The sequence below is a fragment of the Sphingobium sp. 15-1 genome, assembly GCF_013375535.1.
GTDB lineage: Bacteria > Pseudomonadota > Alphaproteobacteria > Sphingomonadales > Sphingomonadaceae > Sphingobium > Sphingobium aromaticivastans.
The window spans coordinates 1397632-1416612 of record NZ_JABXJG010000001.1 but is presented as its reverse complement, the minus strand read 5'-3'; the positions used below and the strand labels follow the sequence as shown (position 1 = coordinate 1416612).

Here is an 18981-nt window from a genome sequence, read left to right as displayed (position 1 = left end):
CGATGCAGATAGACCATGACGCGATGGTGCTGGTGGCCGATGGGCGCAAAATGCTGTTCTTTCGCAACAAGGGCAGCCCGGCCTTTCCCAATCTGGAAACGGAGGAGGTGAAGCAGCAGGACAATCCCCCCGACCGCGAGCAGGCCTCCGACGGGACGGGGCGCGGCCCCAATTCGGTCGGCAGCCACCGGGGTTCCGTAGAGCAGACCAATTTCCACGATCTGGAGGAAGCCCGCTTCGCCGCTGAAGCCGCCGAATTGCTCAAGCGCCGGGCGCTGGCGCATGATTATGACAAGCTGATCGTCGTCGCGCCGCCCGCCGCCCTGGGGGAGATGCGCAAACATTATCACAAGGAAGTGCAGAACCGGCTGGTGGGAGAGATCGCCAAGGATCTGTCCAATCACCCCGTACCGGAAATCGAGCGGATCATCGCGACGAGCTGAACCCGTTATCCGGCCGGCGCTTCCCCCCGGATGCGCCGGCCGGATCGCCCCACGGTTAAGCCTGGGTCCCTTTTGCGCGGGCGAAGTGGCGGCGCGCGATCAGCGCCGCCGCGCCCGCTCCGAACAGCAGCACCATCGGCGGCGCCGGCACGTCGGTGGGCGGTGGCGGATGATGATCGCCGCCCGAAGAGCTGGATGAAGATGAAGAGGAGGATGTCGAGCTGCTGGTAGAGCTGCTGCCTGAGGAACCGGAGCTGCCAGAGGAGGAAGACGAGCTGGAGCCGCTCGACCCCGAAGAGGCGTGATGCCCGCCGCTCGAGCTGGAGGAGGAACTGGAGGAAGACGAACTCGAACTCGAACTGGACGAGGAGGAGCTGCTGGTCACGTTGCCGCTCGACGTCGAGACGTTGCCCGAGGAGGTCGAGACATTCCCGGACGAGGTGGAGACATTGCCCGAAGAGGTCGAAACCCCGCCAGTGGACGTCGAAACGCCCCCGGTGGAGGTGGACACCCCGCCAGTCGTCGAACTGGTCGAGCTGGTGATCCCGCCGGTCGAGCTGCTGGTGGAGGAGATCACCACCGAACCGCCCGAACTGCCGCCGCTGCCGCCGAAAAAGCCGCCGATGAAGCCGCCGCCGCCAAAGCCGGGGCCGCCCGCCATCACGATGGGCGCACCGCCGCCTCCGGACATGACCGGCATTTCCGCCGCGGCAACCGGGGCGGGGAGGGGGATAGGCGCGGCCTGGGTCGTCACCGTCACGGTCTGCGGCGCGCAGGACACCGTCTTCACCACCCGCTGCACCTTGCGCACGGCATAATGTTTGCGTGGGGCGGCCTTAACGCTCTTGGTGCTGTGGACCCCGGCCGGACGCGCGCTTTCAGCGACATGGACCGCGCCGCCGCCGATGATCGCGCCGCCCGCGGCGCAAGCGCATAATTTAGCCAATGCCATCCGTACCGACATAGGTTCCACTCTTTTGTCTTCGCGCCTGAAGGTTCCGTCACTGAATTATCCAGTAACGGTCGCCGGGCCGTTTCCTATTGCTAACAACGCAAAACAAAGCGTTAAATTCAATGCTGTTAACTCTGAATATCGGGGGCAAGTCGAGGAAAATTCTAACAAATCATGAATTAAGATGGTTAACGTCCCATAGTGACACGGCGGCTGGACGCTTTGATAATACGGCTTGTCTATTTTCTTTGGATGGTGTCGCATCATGGGGAATCGGCGGTTTTCCGTGGGGATGCACGGCACAATGGACGATCGGCGCGCTGGCCCACCGATTGCCTGCTTGTCTCGGGCCTTGCCGCTGGCTATTAGGCGCCGTCAATCACAAGTCACGGACACCCCGGCACTTTCAGCACCGGCGGGTCCCGCGAGTCGGAGAGCCAGATGGCATCGGTCCTGAATTCCGATAAAGACGGCCAAAACCCGCCCAAATCGGCTGTAACACTCCCACCCGACTATCGTCCTTCCGCAGACGAAGAGTTCATGAACCCGCTCCAGTTGGAATATTTCCGGCAGCGCCTGTGGGACTGGAAGAAGCAGATATTGGCGGAGGCCGAGGGGACATTGGCGGTCTTGCAGAACGAACCGCTGCGCGAACCCGACCTCAACGATCGCGCATCGAGCGAGACGGACTGGTCGATCGAACTGCGCACCCGCGACCGCCAGCGCAAGCTCATCTCCAAGATCGACGCCGCGCTGCGCCGCATCGACGAGGGCGAATATGGCTATTGCGAAGTGACCGGCGAACCCATTTCGCTTGGTCGCCTGGAAGCCCGCCCGATCGCCACCATGACGGTCGAAGCTCAGGAACGGCACGAGCGGCAGGAAAAAGTCTCTCGCGACGATTAACCTTTTGTCCACGCGGCCATGGCAATGTCTCTGCGATAATCTGGTGATATTGCAGGGCCTTGTTGATGGATAGCAATGAAAATGCGGATCGGGGTCCCGCACGGTCGGGGCCGCGGGACAGTCTGTTCCTGCTCACCGATCTGAGTTCGGTGGACGGCACCCCGCTCGGCCGCGCGCGCGTCCGCAACCTTTCCGCGACGGGCCTGATGGCCGATTGCGAACGCGCCGTGCCTGCCGGTCTTCGCATCCGCTTCGACCTGCGCGGCATCGGACGGGTCGATGGCTCGGTGGTTTGGTCGCGCGACGACCGGATCGGCATCGTCTTTGACGAGAAGATCGATCCCCAATTGGCCCGCCGTCCGGTCTCCGGGCAGGGCGTGCAGGTGTCCGTTCCCGATTATCTGCGCCAGCGTCGCCTTATTCGCTGAGCTTTTTTGATTCCAACCAGTTACCGGCAGCAATTTGTAACCGGGGCAGATTCCCGGGCGTTCAGGCTGGGGCGTGCCGGACGAGGTCTGGTAGCCATTGGACGTGTGGTGCGCCGGGGACAGCGAAGCGGTCGCCGAGGAATTGGTAGAAAGAGATGCGCAGCTTGGCGCATGTCTTGAGCAGGCCAATCATGGTGTCGCGGGCGATCCTTCCGGCCTGGCTGACGGTGCCGCCGGAGATTTTGCGCTTGGTGACGAAGGCGCGGATATCGTTTTCCGAACCATTGGTGTGCAGGGGGATTTCCGGGCGCTCGAGGACGCGAAGCAACTGTGCCTTCTGGCGATGGAGGCGCGTGAGCAGCCGGTCGAGCATCACGTAACCGGTGCGCCTGGTGAAGATACGGTCGAAGCGGACCCGCAGGGCTCTGGCCCGTTTGGGATCGGGATAGCGCTGCCATGCCTTGAGGTCGGCATAAAGCCACCAGATCAGGGTGCGTTTGAGCTCGACGGCGTCACGATCTTTCTTCGAGCTGGGCTGGAGCTTGTGCACCAGCCGCTCGCAATGGACCCAGCACAGAGCATGATTGTCTCCGACCCGGAACTGGCCGGCACCATCGGAGACGATCGCCGTGTCGCCCAGCAAGCCTTGTTCGCTGATGGCACCCCACAGGGCACTTTCGGTAGCGACCTTGACCGGATCGGGCTGGACGTTGAGCTTGTCGAAGTCCAGCGCCGCAAGGTGGGCAGCCCAGGCCTCGGCACAAGCGAAGCGCTTGTCACCATGGCTTGCAAGGGCATCGATCTGGGCCGCCGCCATGTTCATCTCGCGCATCCGGGCCACTGCCACGTCATTGACGACATGCTCGCTGCGCCCGGCCTGGAGCAGACCCAGAAAGGCGGCACGGGACTTGGACACGCCACTCCGGAACACCGCAAAGCGCTGGTCACCCAGTTGCGTGACATAGCCATTGCGCCGGGCATGGGGAGCGCTGGTGTCATCGACGCTGATCCACCGGGCGGTCTCCAGTCCTGTGCGCAAAACGGCCTGATCTTCAGCCACCAGGGCTTCAAGTCCCCTGCTCAGAAGACGGACAACTTGCCGCTTGGAGATTTGCAGGCCCATTCCGTTCAAGATGGCTGTCAGCCGTTCACTCGTCATCTGCCCCTGGAAGTGACCTGCGGCAATGAAGCGGCGAAGCTCGGAGCCAAAGCCACCCAGGATGCCCGGCGGCAGAGGCGCCAATATCCGCTCGCCCGTCGCCGCCTCCCAGCGTTCCCGGCGATAGCGGACCACCTCGACGCTGATCTTCAGATCCTGCACCAGCACGTCTTCGTAGCCGCGAAACCTCGATCCGGCAGGCGCATCCGCCTTCAGCTTCACTTCTGACGTTACAGCCAGCTTGTCACGCACCGATCCCCGGCCGCGTTTACGGCCTTTCTTGCTCTTCGGCTTCGATGTTGCCTGCTCCATCCCCGATGGCTTCGTCTTGAACTTCGGTCGCGGCGGCAGCCCTTTCAGCCGCGCGATCTCGTCCTTCAGGGCCGCAATCTCGGCATCTTTCAGTGCTACTACCGCAGCATGCTCGTCCTGAGAATCCTGAAGCGACTTCACCTGCGCCGCCAGCGCACCAACCACACGGCGTAAATCGGCAAAACCGCCATCGTCGTCAGGGCCAGATCCACCGGGAGTCATCCAAAGTGTGAGACGCCATGTCCGAGGTGGTTTCAGGTGGCTCGCCTCGAACATGTCGGTATCGAGGGTTAGTATTGCGACCAGAGCCTCAGACATGGGAGACGAGCCATGGAACGGAATACAACATTTATCGGGCTGGATGTAAGTAAGGAAACGATCGCGGTCGCGATCGCCGACGGTGGTCGCCGTGGCGAGGTGCGGTTTTACGGAACCATTTCGAGCAAACCGGAGGCGGTAGCCAAGCTGGTCAAGACGCTGACGGCAAAGCACGGGTCGCTGGCCTTCGCTTACGAAGCAGGACCAACCGGGTATGGTCTGTATCGGCAACTGATCGAACTGGGCTATACGTGTCATGTAGTGGCGCCTTCGATGACGCCGGCCCGGCCCGGCAGCCAGGTCAAAACCGACCGCCGCGATGCCGTCGTTCTGGCCAGCCTGTTTCGCGCCGGTGAACTCACATCGATCTGGGTGCCCGACACGGAGCACGAAGCCATGCGTGATCTCGTTCGAGCGCGGATTTCCGCGGTGGAAACGGTGCGCCGGGCACGACAACAACTGCTGTCATTCCTCCTGCGCCACGGCCGGATCTATAAGGATGGCATCAAGCATTGGAGCAAAAAACACCGCCGCTGGCTCGGCGACCAGCGTTTCGATCATCCGGCTCAGCAGATAGCGTTCGAGGAGTATAACCGGGCCATCGAGCAGGCTGAGGATCGCCGTTCGCGACTTGAGAAGCAAGTCGAAGCACTGCTTCCCAGCTGGTCTCTCCATCCAGTGGTGGCGGCTATCCAGGCATTGCGTGGCGTATCGCTCATCGCGGCGGTAACCATCATCGCGGAAGTGGGTGATTTCCGGCGCTTCGCCAATCCGCGTCAGCTTATGGGATGGCTCGGACTTGTGCCACGCGAACGGTCGTCGGGGTCAACCCGCTCACAGGGCAAAATCACCAAGGCAGGCAATAGCCGGGCCCGCCGCATGTTGGTGGAGAGCGCCTGGACGTATCGGCTCCCGGCGCGGATCGCCGGAGACCTCCTCCGTCGCAGTGCCAATCTCTCCCAGGAAGCGCGGGACATCGCGTGGAAGGCGCAGGTTCGCCTCTGCGCGCGCTACCGTCGATTGCTGCGGTCAGGACGGCCCAAGAATGTCGTGACAGTCGCCATCGCACGCGAACTCGCCGCCTTCGTCTGGGCGATAGCCATCCAGACTCCCGCTCCGGCGCAAACCGCTTGAACCCCCGCAACCAGGCAAAAAGGAGCAGCAAATTTCTCATCATGCTGTGCAGCGTCGGGCGCGGTGGCCGGTCAGGGCAACCCTCGATGTGATTCGGCGATCTTCAGTTCGCGCGACGTGAGACAGAGGAAGGCCCGAGACGAACCACGGTCCTGCGGTATCCAACCCGCGTATCAGAGTCTGAGCAACCGTCGTCTTACTGCCGCCGCGTCCGACCCTGCACAGCCAATATCCTCTCACGCCAAAAGAGGCGGTTGGAAGCCCGCGACCTCACTCTTGAATTCGGACATGAGAATCACAAACCGTGAAGCTTGAAAAGACCCCTGCACGGAAATTTGCCCCGCTTACCAGCAATTTTAACCGTCATCGTCATCCCAGCGAAAGCTGGGATCTCGGGCGATAGGGCACAGCTTGGCCTCACGATATCCCAGCTTTCGCCGGGATGACGGATATACACGGCCTTAGCTATGTCCGGCTTCCAATTCCCGTAAAAAAGCCCCGCAGGCCCATCAGCCCCGGAGCTTCCTCATCATCTTGAGGAAGGGCCGGATCAGCGGCAAGGGACCGCTGATCCATGCCTTTCACTCAGGCGTCACCGCTGTCAGTGTTGCGCCTCCATTTCCTCCTTCAGCCGAAGCTTCTGCTTCTTGAGCGAGGCTACCAGGATCGCATCGGGCATGGGACGACTTGTCTCCGCCTTGATTCGTGCCTCAAGCCCTGCATGCTTGGCCGAAAGAGCTGAAATGTGGCTATTTTCCATGACATTCTCCTTACGAGGGTGATGGATGAACGAGTAGATCACGATTCGCGGGGCTTGTCTTCGGGTGATTCGCGCTTTGCGATGGGCCGCATGAAAATTTGCGATGGTTCGTGCCGCCCCGCCAAGCTATCAAGGGGGGATGGGACGGCAATGGGTGCGAAAGTAGGTGTATGGTGAGCCGCGAAGACATCATGCGTCGGCTGGAATTGCTGCGAATCGAGCATCGCGACCTGGACGGCGCCATCGCCGCGCTGGTCGAGTCCGGATCGGGCGACCAGATGCAGGTCGCGCGCCTTAAAAAACGCAAATTGCGCCTGCGCGACGAAATGGCGTTGCTGGAGGATCAGCTCGTCCCCGACATCATCGCCTGACCGGTTTTTGCCCGATTGTGGTTAACGCGGCGTCAACCGCCCCCGAATGAGACAATTCGGAGTTAACGGGCCGCATCGGGCCTGACAAATGCCGGCGCTTATGGCAGTTATCGTCCATGAAACTCGCCGCTTCTCTTGACCGGGGCCTGCACCGCCGTCTGGTCGATGGCCTTTATGTCGAAGCCATGGTCATGGCGGATGAGGCCCGCGCCTATTTCGACGTTCGCGAGACATCCGATCCGGAAACCGACGATCCGCTGCGCCGGGTCGCCTTCGCCTGCGAATCGCTGAAGGTGACGACCCGCCTCATGCACATCATCGCCTGGCTGCTCAGCCAGCGCGCCTGGCAGCGCGGCGAACTCAACGATGCGGAGATGCTGGACGAGAAATATCGCCTTGGCCATGCCGCCACCACCGATCCGGCGGTTTCCGCGAACTTCCCCTTCGCCGCCCGCGCGCTGATCGAGGCGAGCCAGGATCTGTACGAACGCGTCGCCCGGCTGCAGGACCGCATCGTCCGCCCGCGCGCCCAGCCGGAACCCAATCCCGCCCGGGCTTTGATGGATCGCCTCAACGCCGCTTTTTGACGGGAGGTCCGCGGAATTGCAATTGGCCCTGCCAGCCATTAGCCCTCCGTCACCCCGGGCTTGACCCGGGGTCCCGCTGCCTTTTCCGGAGCGTGATCAAGAAGAAAAGCGGGACCCCGGGTCAAGCCCGGGGTGACGCATAGGGGGAAGGTCCGGAATCTGCCCCACTCCACATTCCAGCCCCAATCCCCGCACACCCTGTCCCGGCATGATCTTGGGGGCTGGCCATTTGCCCGATAACTGGTTTAGATCAGGCATATGAACACCGGTTTGCGGACCTGCCGCCGCATTTCAGGCCTTCCGCAAGCTGCCCGATGCCTTCTCGCGCCGCTGCTTCTGCTCGCGCCCGTCGCTTATGCGCAGACGGCGCCCCAAGATAATGCCCAGCCCGATCAGGATCAGCCGCTCGATCCCGGCCTTGCGCCCATGCCGGACATCGGCGTCGACTGGCCCGACATGGGCCAGCCCGACGCCGTCACCCCGATGGTCGAGCTGCCGCCCGAAACCCCCGACGCGCAGCAGCAGGCTGTCCTGCCCGAAACCGCCGACGAACCGGCGGAGGAGGAGAGCAGCTTCGCTGACACGGGTGAGGAGCGCCGCTACACCGTCACGCTGACCGGCGTGGAGGAGGTGGCCGACGCCCAGTTCACCTCTCGTTTCAACGAATTGTCGGTCCTGCATCTGGGGGAGGGGAAGCCCGCCAACCTCGCCCAGATCAATCGCCGCATCAAGGAAGACAGCGACCTGCTGGACCGCCTGCTGCGCGCCAAGGGCTATTATGCCGCCCGCGTCCGGGGCGCGGTCGCCGCGCCGCCGCCGGGCAGCGACAGGCTGGCCGTCACCTTCCGGATCGTGCCCGGCGCCTGCTATCTGCTCGCCTCGGTCGATGTGCAGGGCCTGGAAACCACCGGAGAGCGCGAAGCCAAATTGCGCGCCGCCTTCCCGCCCCGGCCCGGCGATCCGGTCGACGCCGACGCCATCCTCGCGGGTCAGCAATCGCTGACGGTCGCCCTCCTGGAAAACGGCTTTCCCTTCGGCAAGGTCGATGAACCGGAAGTCCGCATCGACCATGAGGAGCGCAAGGGCGATCTCGACATCGTCGTCAATCCCGGCGCCTATCGCACCTTCGGCAAGATCGTCATGGCCGACGAGACATTGTTCAGCGCCCGCCATGTCCAGCGCATCGCCCGCTTCCACCCCGGCGACACCTATATGGCTTCGGACGTCGAGGATTTGCGGCAGGCGCTGGTCGCCACTGGCCTCGTTTCCTCGCTCAGCATGACGCCCAGGGATGCGGGTGACGGCGAGCATGTCGACCTTGCCATCGACGCCAAGCCCGCGCCGCTGCGCACCATCGCGGGCGAACTGGGTTACGGCACGGGCGAAGGCTATCGCGCGGAAGTGAGCTGGACCCACCGCAACTTCTTCCCGCCCGAAGGCGCCGTGACCCTGCGCGGCGTGATCGGCACGCAGGAGCAGACGGCGTCCTTCATCTATCGCCGCAACAATTTCCGCCGCCGCGACAATGTGCTGACCGGCCTGCTGTCGGTCAGCAACATCAAGCGCGACGCCTATGATGCGCGCACCATCACCCTGTCGGGATCGCTGGAGCGTCAGACCAACATCCTCTTCCAGAAAAAATGGGTCTGGCGCATCGGCGGCGAACTGATCGCCTCTGACGAAGCCGACGCGTTCAGCAACGGCAACCGCCGTACCTTCTTCATCGGCGCCATTCCTTTGAGCCTCACCTATGACGGCAGCGACGACCTGCTGAACCCGACGCGGGGCTTCCGCCTGGGCGGGCGGCTCAGTCCCGAACTCTCTTTCCAGAACAGCACGTTCGGCTATGCCCGCGTGCAATTGGACGGCAGCGTCTATCAGCCGATGAGCGATCGCATCGTGCTGGCCGCCCGCGCCCGTTTCGGCACGATCCTGGGGTCGACGGTCGACCGCATCGCCCCGTCGCGGCGCTTCTATGCGGGGGGCGGCGCGTCGGTGCGTGGCTATGGCTATCAGGCGATCGGCCCGCGCTACGGCTCGGACGACGATCCGGTCGGCGGCAAGAGCCTGGCTGAATTCTCGCTGGAATCGCGCATCCGCTTCGGCAATTTCGGCGTCGTGCCCTTTGTCGACGCGGGCAATATTTCAACCAGCTTCCTGCCGCGTTTCCGCGACCTGCGCATCGGCGCGGGAATGGGCGTGCGCTATTATAGCAGCTTCGGTCCGATCCGCATCGACGTCGGCACGCCGATCAACCCGCAGTCGGGCGATCCGAAAGTCGCCGTCTACGTCTCGCTGGGGCAGGCCTTCTGATGGCGGACGGCGAGCCCCAGGTCGAAACCAGGCCGCGCCGCCGCCGCGCCTGGGACGGCCGCTGGCAACGCTGGGTCGCGGGCGTCCTCGTCACGCTGCTGCTGATCGCCGTGGGCACTTTGGCCTGGCTCGACACCGCGCCCGGCCATCGCTTCCTCGTGTCCCGCATCGCGCGGATCAGCCCGCCCTCGGGCCTGCGCATCCATGTCGACCGGATCGAGGGCAGCATCTACCGCAAGGCCGTCCTGTACGGCCTTACCTTGTCCGATCCCAAGGGCGCCTTCCTCGATGCGCCCAGGGTGGAACTGGACTGGTGGCCCTTCGCCTGGGCTTACAACCGGCTCGACATCGACCGCCTCGTCATCCCGCAGGCGACCCTGCACAAGCTGCCGAAGCTCAACCCCAGCGAGCGGCAGGGCCCGATCCTGCCCGGCTTCGACATCCGCCTGATGCAATTTACGGTCGATCGCCTGACCATCGACCGGGGCGTCACCGGGAGGGTGCAGGAGGCCACATTGTCGGGCGACGCCGACATTCGCGGCGGCCGCGCCATCATCGACCTGTCGGCCCGCGTGCTGAACGGGGAGGATGCGCTCAACATTGCGCTCGACAGCCGCCCGGATGACGACAAGTTCGACCTGGACGTCACCGTCAACGCGCCCAGGGGCGGCGTGCTGGCCGTCATGGCGGGCCTGAAACAAGACGCCAATCTGCGCATCCGCGGCAAGGGAAGTTGGAGCCGCTGGGACGGCCGTCTGGCGGGCACGCTCGACAGCGAACCCGCGATCGACCTGAAGCTCGTCGCCCGCAGCGGAGCCTATGCCGCCACCGGCACCATCGAAGGGTCCGCCATAGCGGGCCAGGGCCTGTTCCAGCGCCTCTCCGCGCCACGCCTCGCCATCCAGGCCAGCGGATCGATGGCCGACCGGGTGATCGACGGGAAACTCTCGCTCCGCTCCGCCGCCATCGATCTCAGCGCCGACGGCGGCATCGACCTGCGCAACAATGCGCTCGACAATCTGCTGGTCGACGTGAAGCTCGCCCGCCCGCAGGCCTTGCTCAAGTCGATGGCCGGCCGCGACATCGCGGCGCGCATCCGGCTGGACGGCCCGCTGGGGGCGTTCGGTTACGAATATCTGCTGACGGCGAAGCAGCTCGCCTTCGGCAAGACCGTGATCCACGACGTCCGCGCCGACGGCAAGGGCCGCAAGGCCAGGGGCGGCCCCGCGCTGATCCCGGTTCATCTGCGCGCCCGACGCCTGGATGGGCAAGGCCCTCTGGTCGAGGGCATCATCCGCAATTTCGTGCTCGACGGCGTGCTGCAGCTCAAGAACCAGCAGATCGTCAGCAACCCAATGACGGTCCGCTCCGACAAGCTGCGCGGCAAGCTCATCATGGTCGCGGACCTGAAGACGGGCCGCTATGATTTCGGTCTGGACGGCCAGATAAACGGCCTCGCCATTCGCGGTCTCGGCATCGTCGACCTGACCTCGAAGCTGCGCGCGGTCCCCGGTCCCAAGGGCGCCTTCACCCTCAGCGGCAACGCGATGGCGCGGGTGCGGCGGCTGGACAACAGCTTCCTGCGCTCGCTGGGCGGCGGCCTGCCCGTCCTGCGCAGCGGCCTGACGCTGGGGCCCGACGGGCAGCTTCAATTCACCAATCTCCATCTGGAAGCGCCGCTGCTGACCCTCGCGGCCAAGGGCTATCGCCGCCGCGACGGCACCTTCCATTTCGAAGGGAGCGGCCAGCACAAGAGCTACGGCCCGCTGCGCCTGACGCTGGACGGCAAGATCGAGCGTCCGACCGTCGACCTCGTCCTGCAAAGCCCGTTGAAGGCGCTCGGCGTCACCGACATGCACGCCCATCTGGTCCCCGACGCGGCGGGCTACGGCTTCACGGCGGAGGGCGGATCGACCCTGGGCCCCTTCACCGGTAATGGCGCGATCCTGCTGCCGCCCGGCGGCCAGGCCATCGTCCGCATCGCCCGCGTCGCGGCGTCCGGCGTCACCGCCAGCGGCGACCTGCGCCCGGTCACGGGTGGGCTTGACGGCACGCTCAACGTCAACGGCCCCGTTACCGGCACCATCGCCTTCGCGCCCGTCACCGGCATCCAGCAACTCATCCTCAAGCTCGACGCCACCGATGCCAGCTTCGACGGGCCCACCAGCATCGCCGTGCGCCGGGGCAAGCTGGACGCGACGATCCTGCTCGACCCATCGGGCACCTCGATCAACGCCACCGCCCAAGCGCGGGGCCTGCGCGTCGGCGCGATTCAGATCGGCCGCCTTGCCGCCAATGCCGAACTGGTCGACGGCAGCGGCAAGGTCCGCGCCAGCATCTCCGGCCAGCGCGGCCGCCTGTTCGACCTTACTGGCGAAGCGCAGGTGGAACCCGGCCGCATCCAGCTTCAGGCCAGCGGCACCATCGACAAGCGCCCGATCCGGCTGACCCGCGCCGCCATCTTCACCCGCACCCAGGATGGCTGGCGGCTCGATCCCGCCTCGATCAGCTTCGCGGGCGGGTCGCTCCAGCTTGGCGGGGAACTGAGCGGCCAGACCACCAGCGTCGAGGCGCGCCTGCAAAAGCTGCCGCTCTCATTGCTGGACATCGCCTATGACAATCTCGGACTTGGCGGCACGGCGACCGGATCGCTCAGCTATGTCCACACGCGGGGCGGCATGCCCACCGGCAAGGCGGAGTTGCGCGTGCGCGGCCTGTCCCGTTCCGGCCTGTCCCTCAGCTCCCGCCCGGTCGATGCGGGCGTCAACGTGGTCCTCACCCATGACCGGCTCGCCACCCGCATGATCTTCGTCGCGGACGGGCAGACCATCGGCCGCGCCCAGGCTTTGCTCACCCCTCTGGGTACCGAGGGCAATCTGGTCGAGCGCCTGAACCGCGCACCGCTGTTCGCGCAATTGCGCTATAACGGCACCGCCGACACGCTCTGGCGCCTGACCGGCGTGGAGATCGTCGATATTTCCGGTCCGGTCAGCGTGACCGCCGACGCGCGCGGGACGCTGGGCGATCCCGCCATCACCGGCTCGCTCGCGACGGACAATGCCGCGATCAACAGCCCCGTCACCGGCATGCGCCTGCACGGCGTCAAGGCGCGGGGCCGCTTCTCCGGCGCGCAACTGGTCATGACCAATTTTGCGGCCACCGCGCAAAATGGCGGCAGCGTGACCGGCACCGGCAGCTTCACCTTCAACGGCATAGCGGGCGTCGGCATGGACCTGCGCCTGCAAGCCGAAAACGCCGCCCTGCTGGAGCGCGACGACATCGCCGCCACCGTCACCGGCCCGATCACGCTCAGCTCCACCGGCAAGGGCGGCACCATCGGCGGCGATCTCATCCTCAACCGCAGCCGCTTCACCATGGGCCGCGCCGCCGCCGTAGCGCAGATTCCCGAACTGCGGGTGATCGAGATCAACCGCCGGGGAGATGAGATAGAGCGCCCGCGCACCTCCGTCCCCTGGGCGCTGGCGATCAAGGCGCGCGCGCGCAACCGGCTGATCGTCACCGGCCTTGGCCTCGACAGCGAATGGCGCGCCGATCTTGATCTTGGCGGGACGGTCACCAGTCCCGCCATTGCGGGCACCGCCGACCTCGTTCGCGGCACTTATGATTTCGCCGGTCGCCGCTTCGACCTCAAGGAAGGCAAGATCCAGTTCGACGGCCGCACCCCCGTCAACCCGATGCTGGACATCGATGCGGAGGCGAATGTCAGCGACCTTACCGCCACCATCCATGTCGGCGGCACTGGCCTGAAACCCGTCATCAGCTTCACCAGCATTCCCGCTTTGCCGCAGGACGAGCTGCTCTCCCGCATCCTTTTCGGCACGTCGATCACCAACCTGTCCGCGCCCGAAGCGCTGCAACTGGCCTCGGCGGTCGGATCGCTGCAGGGTGAGGGCGGACTCGATCCGATCAACGCCGTGCGCAAGGCGGCGGGCCTCGACCGTCTGCGCATCATCGCCGCCGACCCAACGCAGGGGCAGGGCACATCGATCGCGGCGGGCAAATATCTGACGCGCAAGACCTATGTGGAGCTGATCACTGACGGGCAGGGCTATTCCGCCACCCGCATCGAATATCAGGTCACGCGCTGGCTTTCGCTGCTCGGCGCCATCTCGACACTTGGCCGCGAAAGCGCCAACGTCCGCATTTCGAAGGATTATTGAGGTGACCAAATCCCGTATCGATGCCGCTGCCGCGATCAGCGTCACGGACCTGTTCACCATCGGCATCGGCCCATCCAGCTCGCACACGGTCGGCCCGATGCGCGCGGCCCTGATGTTCATGGACTCGCTGCCCGCGACCCCGATCCGCGTGCAATGCGAACTGTACGGCTCGCTGGCCCTCACCGGCAAGGGCCACGCCACCGACACGGCGATCCTGCTCGGCCTGTCCGGCCACCGCCCGGAAAGCGTCGACCCCGACGCCATCCCCACGATCCTGGCCGCCATCCGCGGCGATGGCCGCATCCAGTCGGGCAGCGCGGCGGGCCAGTTCATCCCCTTCGACGAAGCGGCGGACCTCCTCTTCCGCATGGGCGAATTTCTGGAAGCGCACAGCAACGGCATGCGCTTTTCCGCCTGGTTCGACGGGCAGGAAGAACCGTTTGTCCGTGATTATTATTCCGTCGGCGGCGGCGCCGTCCTCCCCGGCACGGCGGAGATCGCTGCCGATACGCCGCTCGGCCATAATGTCGTCCAGCCGCATCCTTTCTCCTCCGGCGCGGAAATGCTCGCGCTGGGCGAGGCTACCGGCCTCAGCATCGCCACCCTCGTCCTGCGCAATGAAGGCGCCTGGCGCGCCCAGGGCGAGACCGAAGCCTTTCTCGACAGCGTGATCGACGCGATGAGCGCCTCGATCGATCGCGGCCTGAAGGAAGAGGGTCTGCTGCCCGGCGGCCTTAAGGTCCGCCGCCGCGCGCACAGCATCCACAACCGGCTGGTGCTCCAGCAAAATGCCATCGGCCCGGCGCAGATCTTCGAATGGGTCAGCCTGTTCGCCCTCGCCGTGAATGAGGAAAATGCGGCGGGCGGCCGCGTCGTCACCGCGCCCACCAATGGCGCGGCGGGCGTCATCCCGGCGGTGCTGCATTATTATCGCCGCTTCGTTCCCGGCGCCGATCGGGAGGGCGAGCGCCGTTTCCTGCTCACCGCCGCCGCCATCGGCTTCCTCTACAAGAAGCGCGCTTCCATCTCCGCCGCGGAAATGGGCTGTCAGGGGGAGGTGGGCGTCGCCTGCTCCATGGCCGCCGCCGGGCTCGCCGCCGTCCTGGGCGGAACCAATGGCCAGATCGAGAACGCCGCCGAAATCGGCATGGAACATAATCTCGGCCTGACCTGCGATCCGATTGGCGGCCTTGTCCAGATTCCCTGCATCGAGCGCAACACCATGGGCGCGGTGAAGGCGATCAACGCCGCCTATCTCGCCTTGCAAGGGGACGGCCGCCACATCGTCAGCCTGGACGCGGTGATCGAAACCATGCGCCAGACCGGCGAGGACATGGCCAGCCGCTATAAGGAAACCAGCCTTGGCGGCTTGGCCGTCAACGTGGTGGAATGCTAGTATGGCGGGATCGAAGTTCGTTTCATTACAGTCATCCCGGGCTTGACCCGGGATCCCGCTTTTCTTCAGTCAGTGCGAGAAAGGAAGCGGGACCCCGGGTCAAGCCCGGGGTGACGAAATTAATGTGGCGAACTTCGGATTCAGGTGACTAGAGCATCGCGCGTTAAAACGGGGTGGTGATCCGGATTTAACGCACGACATTCCAATCAGCTCGTCGCTCCGCTCTCTCGCCTTCGGGACGAATGGAACCCGTTTCGTGACATTAATGGCACATAATCAATCGTTTATCTGAGGTTCATGAAACCTGACGGCATCTCCATGACTTCACCGTCTTCCCTCCTGACAGGGGGAAGAGAAGAAGAATGGAGTACCCGAACATGCGTAAGATCCTGGCCGCAACCCTCCTGACCGGCGCAGCGGTCGCAAGCCCCGCTCTGGCGCAGGAACCCAATCCCACCTTCACCGGCCCGCGCGTCGAGGCGATATTGGGCTATGACCATAGCGGCGCGGGCAGCAGCGTCGACAATGACAATAATCGCAACGATCAGTCGATCGACGGTCTGCTCTACGGCGTCGGCGCTGGCTATGACGTGAACCTTGGCAGCGCGGTCGTCGGCGTGGAAGGCGAATATACCGACTCCACCGCCAAGAGCAGCCGGACGGACTTTACCGACCAGTTCGGCTTCGGCCGCGTCAAGCAAGGCCGCGACCTCTATATCGGCGCGCGCGCCGGCATCCTCGCCAGCCCGAACACGCTGGTCTATGTGAAGGGCGGCTATACCAACACGAAGCTGGACGTGCTGGCGGGCGACACCAATCAGGAAACCGACACCAACTTCAAGCTGGATGGATGGCGCGTCGGCGCGGGCGTGGAGCGGGCGATCAACGCCAACACCTTCGCCAAGCTGGAATATCGCTATTCCAAATATGAAGATGCGCATATCGACTTCGCCAATGGCGCGACGAGCGAAGAATTCGGCATCGATACGGACCGTCATCAGGTCGTGGCCAGCCTGGGCTGGCGCTTCTGACGGAGGCGGGGGCCGGTTCGCTCCGGCCCCTTAACCTCACGCCATGTCGCGCAGGCCTGTCGGCGTCCTTGCGAAACGGCTATGACCGCCCTTGTGCACGATGCCATTCCCCATCGTTATTCCATCGGCATAGAGCTGGATGACATCGACTTCATGGGTCATGTCAACAATGCCAGCTATCTGAAATGGGTGCAGGCGGCCGTGCAGGACCATTAGCGCGCCCTCGCCCCGGCGGAGGCGGTCGCCCGGCATCTCTGGGTCGCGCTCAAGCATGAGATCATCTATCGCAAGCCCACCTTTCTGGAGGATGACGTGATCGCGACCGTCCTGCTGGAAAAGGTCCAGGGCACGAGGGTCTTTTACGAAACGGTGATCCGCCGGGGCGAGGAAGTGCTGGCGGAGGTTAAGTCAAGCTGGTGCTGCCTCGACGCCACCACCCTGCGCCCGGCGCGCCTGGCGCGGGAGGTCGTGCAGCGGTTTTTCGCGCCTGAGGGGGATTGAGACTTTGCGGGGACGATGGAGATGGGTGGAGATGGATAGGGCAGGCCAGCAAATGGACGTGCTCCTGCCTTCGCAGGAGCACGTATCGCTTAAGGGCGGCAATTGGCCAATTTACCCACGCGCCTAAAGCGTCGCCTCAATCTCCCGAGCCGCGATGTCCGGCTTCTCCGCCAGGCTGATCGGCCGCCCGACCACCAGGATCGAAGCCCCGCGATCCAGCGCCTCGCGTGGCGTCACCGCCCGCTTCTGATCGCCCATCGCGCCACCGGCGGGGCGGACCCCCGGCACCACAAAGAACCCGTCGGGCCAGGCCTTTTTCGCCAGCCCGACCTCCTCGCCGGAACAGACGATCCCGTCCAGCCCCGCGCTGCGCGCCAGATCGGCCAGACGCGCCACCTGATCCTCGGCCCGGCCGCCGACGCCGATGTCGAGCAGGTCGCCATTGTCCAGGCTGGTGAGGACCGTCACGGCCACCACCTTGGTCTTGACGCCCGCCGCGGCCTTCGCATCCTCCAGCATGGCGCGCCCGCCCGCCGCATGGACGGTCAGGATAGCCGGTTCCAGCATATGCAGCGCCTGCACCGCCTTGGCCACGGTGTTGGGGATGTCGTGCAGCTTCAGGTCCAGGAAAATCGGCAGGCCGAACTTCATCATCTCATGCACGCCGTGATGGCCATGGGCGCAGAAAAATTCCAACCCCAGCTTCAGCCCGCCCACATGATGGCGCACCTGCTGCGCCAGTTCCTGGGCCCTGCGCAGGTCGGGCGTATCGATGGCGACGTAGATCGGGCTGGTCATGCTGGTCCTGTGACGGAAAGGGAAGGGGCCGAAGCCGCCGGATTGTCGGCGGCGGGGACGGCGAGGGAAGGGGCTGCGGTGGCGGCGACCAGCGCTCTTTCGGTGCTTTCCAGCTTGCGCTTCATCCGCCAGCGCGTGGCCCGCGCCATGATCCAGAAAGGCAGCGCCCCCAACAGATAGGCGCCGATCAACAGGACTGGGAGCTTGGTTTCCATGACCAGGTCGCCCCACAGATTGACTTCCACGCGAGTATAGTTCGCCACGCAGAATAACGCCAGGGCGACGGCGATGACGACCCAGAAGGCAGTCCGCAGAAATTGCATCAACGCTCCTATAGCTGCTGAACGATGCAGCTTAGGCGATTTTATCGCGCTTCGGAAGCGCTTCGTCGGATATGCCGGCCGCGATGCGCGGAAAGGCGCCTTTTTCCTGCCCGCGCCGTCTCCGCCGCCGCTCTTCGGAACCCGCGCCGCACCCCGCGCATTTCGTCCTGGCAAAGGAGGCAGCACGCCATGGCCGCGCGCGCATATTGGCAGGGCCAGATCCGTCTGGCGCTGGTGTCCATCCCCGTGGAGATCTACGCCGCCACCAAATCCGGCGCGCAGATCGCCTTTCACCAGATCCATCAGCCCAGCGGCAAGCGGGTCCGCTACGAAAAGACAGTCCCCGGCCTGGGGCCGGTCAAACCCGAGGACATCGTCAAGGGCTATGAGGTGTCGAAGGGCGACTATGTCCTGCTGCAACCCGACGAGATCGAGGCGGTGAAGCTGGAGAGCAAAAAGACGCTCGAACTCACCCAGTTCGTCGATGCGGCCGAGATCGACGTCCTCTATTATGAGCGGCCCTATTATGTCGTCCCCGCCGACGATCTGGCGGAGGAAGCCTTCATCGTCCTGCGGGAAGCGCTGCGGCGGACGAGGAAGGTGGGCCTTGGCCAGCTCGCCATGCGGGGCCGCGAATATATCGTGTCGCTAAAGCCCTGCGGCCGGGGCATGGTGCTGGAAACGCTGCGCTATGCCGATGAGGTCAACCGCGCCCAAAGCTATTTCCGCGACATAGAGGATGCGAAGCCGGACGCCGAATTGCTCGACCTTGCCGAAACGCTGATCGAGAAGAAGACGGCGCCCTTCAAGCCCGACAGCTTTCACGACCGCTATGTCGATGCACTGGAACGGCTGATCGAGAAGAAGAAAAAATCGAAGAGCCGCCGCATCATCGAGGAGGAAGCCGAAACTCCGGCCCGGCGCGGCAGCAATGTGATCGACCTCATGGCCGCGCTCAAAAAGTCGGTCGGCACGGGCGCCGCCGCATCAGGCGCAAGGAAAACGCCCGCCGCCAAGACATCGACCCGGAAGGCGCCCGCCAAGCCCACCACCCGCAAACGGGCCTGA

Annotated in this window: 16 protein-coding genes and 1 pseudogene; 12 read left to right on the top strand and 5 right to left on the bottom strand. The window is 64.6% G+C overall.

The window, feature by feature from the left end; genetic code table 11:
• Positions 1 to 2: 2 nt before the first annotated feature.
• On the top strand, positions 3 to 443 hold the full coding sequence (locus HUK72_RS06600) for a host attachment family protein (RefSeq protein WP_176596069.1): 441 nt from the start codon (positions 3 to 5) through the stop codon (positions 441 to 443).
• A 55-nt stretch (positions 444 to 498) separates the two neighbouring features.
• Here the strand turns inward: HUK72_RS06600 and HUK72_RS06595 are convergent, their stop codons facing one another.
• The gene (locus HUK72_RS06595; protein ID WP_176594947.1) at positions 499 to 1407 is read right to left on the bottom strand and encodes a PEP-CTERM sorting domain-containing protein; all 909 of its coding nucleotides are present in this window, start codon (positions 1405 to 1407) and stop codon (positions 499 to 501) included.
• A gap of 429 nt (positions 1408 to 1836) precedes the next feature.
• On the opposite strand from HUK72_RS06595, the gene dksA reads away from it, so the two are divergent.
• Complete coding sequence (gene dksA / locus HUK72_RS06590; RefSeq protein WP_025160963.1) at positions 1837 to 2301, top strand: RNA polymerase-binding protein DksA; 465 nt, start codon at positions 1837 to 1839, stop codon at positions 2299 to 2301.
• Between the two features lie 65 nt (positions 2302 to 2366).
• Positions 2367 to 2729, top strand: coding sequence for a PilZ domain-containing protein (locus tag HUK72_RS06585; protein ID WP_176596068.1), 363 nt, complete (start codon positions 2367 to 2369; stop codon positions 2727 to 2729).
• A gap of 61 nt (positions 2730 to 2790) precedes the next feature.
• Here HUK72_RS06585 and HUK72_RS06580 read toward each other — a convergent pair whose 3' ends face one another.
• Positions 2791 to 4422 (bottom strand): transposase, encoded by a 1632-nt coding sequence (locus tag HUK72_RS06580; protein WP_176596369.1) that lies wholly within the window; start codon positions 4420 to 4422, stop codon positions 2791 to 2793.
• 108 nt (positions 4423 to 4530) lie between these two features.
• Between HUK72_RS06580 and HUK72_RS06575 the strand changes: the two genes are divergently transcribed.
• The gene (locus tag HUK72_RS06575) at positions 4531 to 5652 is read left to right on the top strand and encodes an IS110 family transposase (RefSeq protein ID WP_176596067.1); all 1122 of its coding nucleotides are present in this window, start codon (positions 4531 to 4533) and stop codon (positions 5650 to 5652) included.
• Positions 5653 to 6253: 601 nt separating this feature from the next.
• Here the strand turns inward: HUK72_RS06575 and HUK72_RS06570 are convergent.
• Complete coding sequence (locus tag HUK72_RS06570) at positions 6254 to 6412, bottom strand: YdcH family protein (RefSeq protein WP_007684009.1); 159 nt, start codon at positions 6410 to 6412, stop codon at positions 6254 to 6256.
• A gap of 191 nt (positions 6413 to 6603) precedes the next feature.
• Between HUK72_RS06570 and HUK72_RS06565 the strand changes: the two genes are divergently transcribed.
• The 7 genes and pseudogenes from HUK72_RS06565 to HUK72_RS06535 all read left to right on the top strand — a co-directional run bounded on the left by HUK72_RS06565 (position 6604) and on the right by HUK72_RS06535 (position 16792).
• Entirely contained in the window at positions 6604 to 6783 is a 180-nt protein-coding gene (locus HUK72_RS06565; protein ID WP_176597767.1) for a YdcH family protein, read from the top strand.
• 116 nt (positions 6784 to 6899) lie between these two features.
• Positions 6900 to 7370, top strand: coding sequence for a DUF1465 family protein (locus HUK72_RS06560; RefSeq protein WP_176596066.1), 471 nt, complete (start codon positions 6900 to 6902; stop codon positions 7368 to 7370).
• 258 nt (positions 7371 to 7628) lie between these two features.
• Positions 7629 to 9683: an autotransporter assembly complex family protein gene (locus HUK72_RS06555; RefSeq protein ID WP_176596065.1), complete on the top strand. Its 2055-nt coding sequence runs from the start codon at positions 7629 to 7631 to the stop codon at positions 9681 to 9683.
• Positions 9683 to 13864, top strand: a complete 4182-nt coding sequence (locus tag HUK72_RS06550) for a translocation/assembly module TamB domain-containing protein (protein ID WP_176596064.1) — start codon at positions 9683 to 9685, stop codon at positions 13862 to 13864. Before HUK72_RS06555 ends, HUK72_RS06550 begins: the two co-directional genes overlap by 1 nt.
• Position 13865: 1 nt before the next feature.
• Entirely contained in the window at positions 13866 to 15260 is a 1395-nt protein-coding gene (locus HUK72_RS06545; RefSeq protein WP_176596063.1) for an L-serine ammonia-lyase, read from the top strand.
• Positions 15261 to 15637: 377 nt separating this feature from the next.
• Entirely contained in the window at positions 15638 to 16291 is a 654-nt protein-coding gene (locus tag HUK72_RS06540; protein WP_176596062.1) for an outer membrane protein, read from the top strand.
• An 81-nt stretch (positions 16292 to 16372) separates the two neighbouring features.
• A pseudogene (locus tag HUK72_RS06535) lies at positions 16373 to 16792 on the top strand (acyl-CoA thioesterase).
• A gap of 123 nt (positions 16793 to 16915) precedes the next feature.
• Here HUK72_RS06535 and pyrF read toward each other — a convergent pair.
• Positions 16916 to 17590, bottom strand: coding sequence for an orotidine-5'-phosphate decarboxylase (pyrF, locus tag HUK72_RS06530; RefSeq protein WP_176596061.1), 675 nt, complete (start codon positions 17588 to 17590; stop codon positions 16916 to 16918).
• Positions 17587 to 17913: a lipopolysaccharide assembly protein LapA domain-containing protein gene (locus HUK72_RS06525; protein ID WP_176596060.1), complete on the bottom strand. Its 327-nt coding sequence runs from the start codon at positions 17911 to 17913 to the stop codon at positions 17587 to 17589. The genes pyrF and HUK72_RS06525 overlap by 4 nt, the downstream gene beginning before the upstream one ends.
• A gap of 189 nt (positions 17914 to 18102) precedes the next feature.
• Here HUK72_RS06525 and HUK72_RS06520 point away from each other — a divergent pair, with 189 nt between their 5' ends.
• Positions 18103 to 18981 carry a Ku protein gene (locus HUK72_RS06520; protein ID WP_176596059.1) on the top strand — a complete coding sequence of 293 codons (879 nt, stop codon included), beginning with the start codon at positions 18103 to 18105 and terminating at the stop codon, positions 18979 to 18981.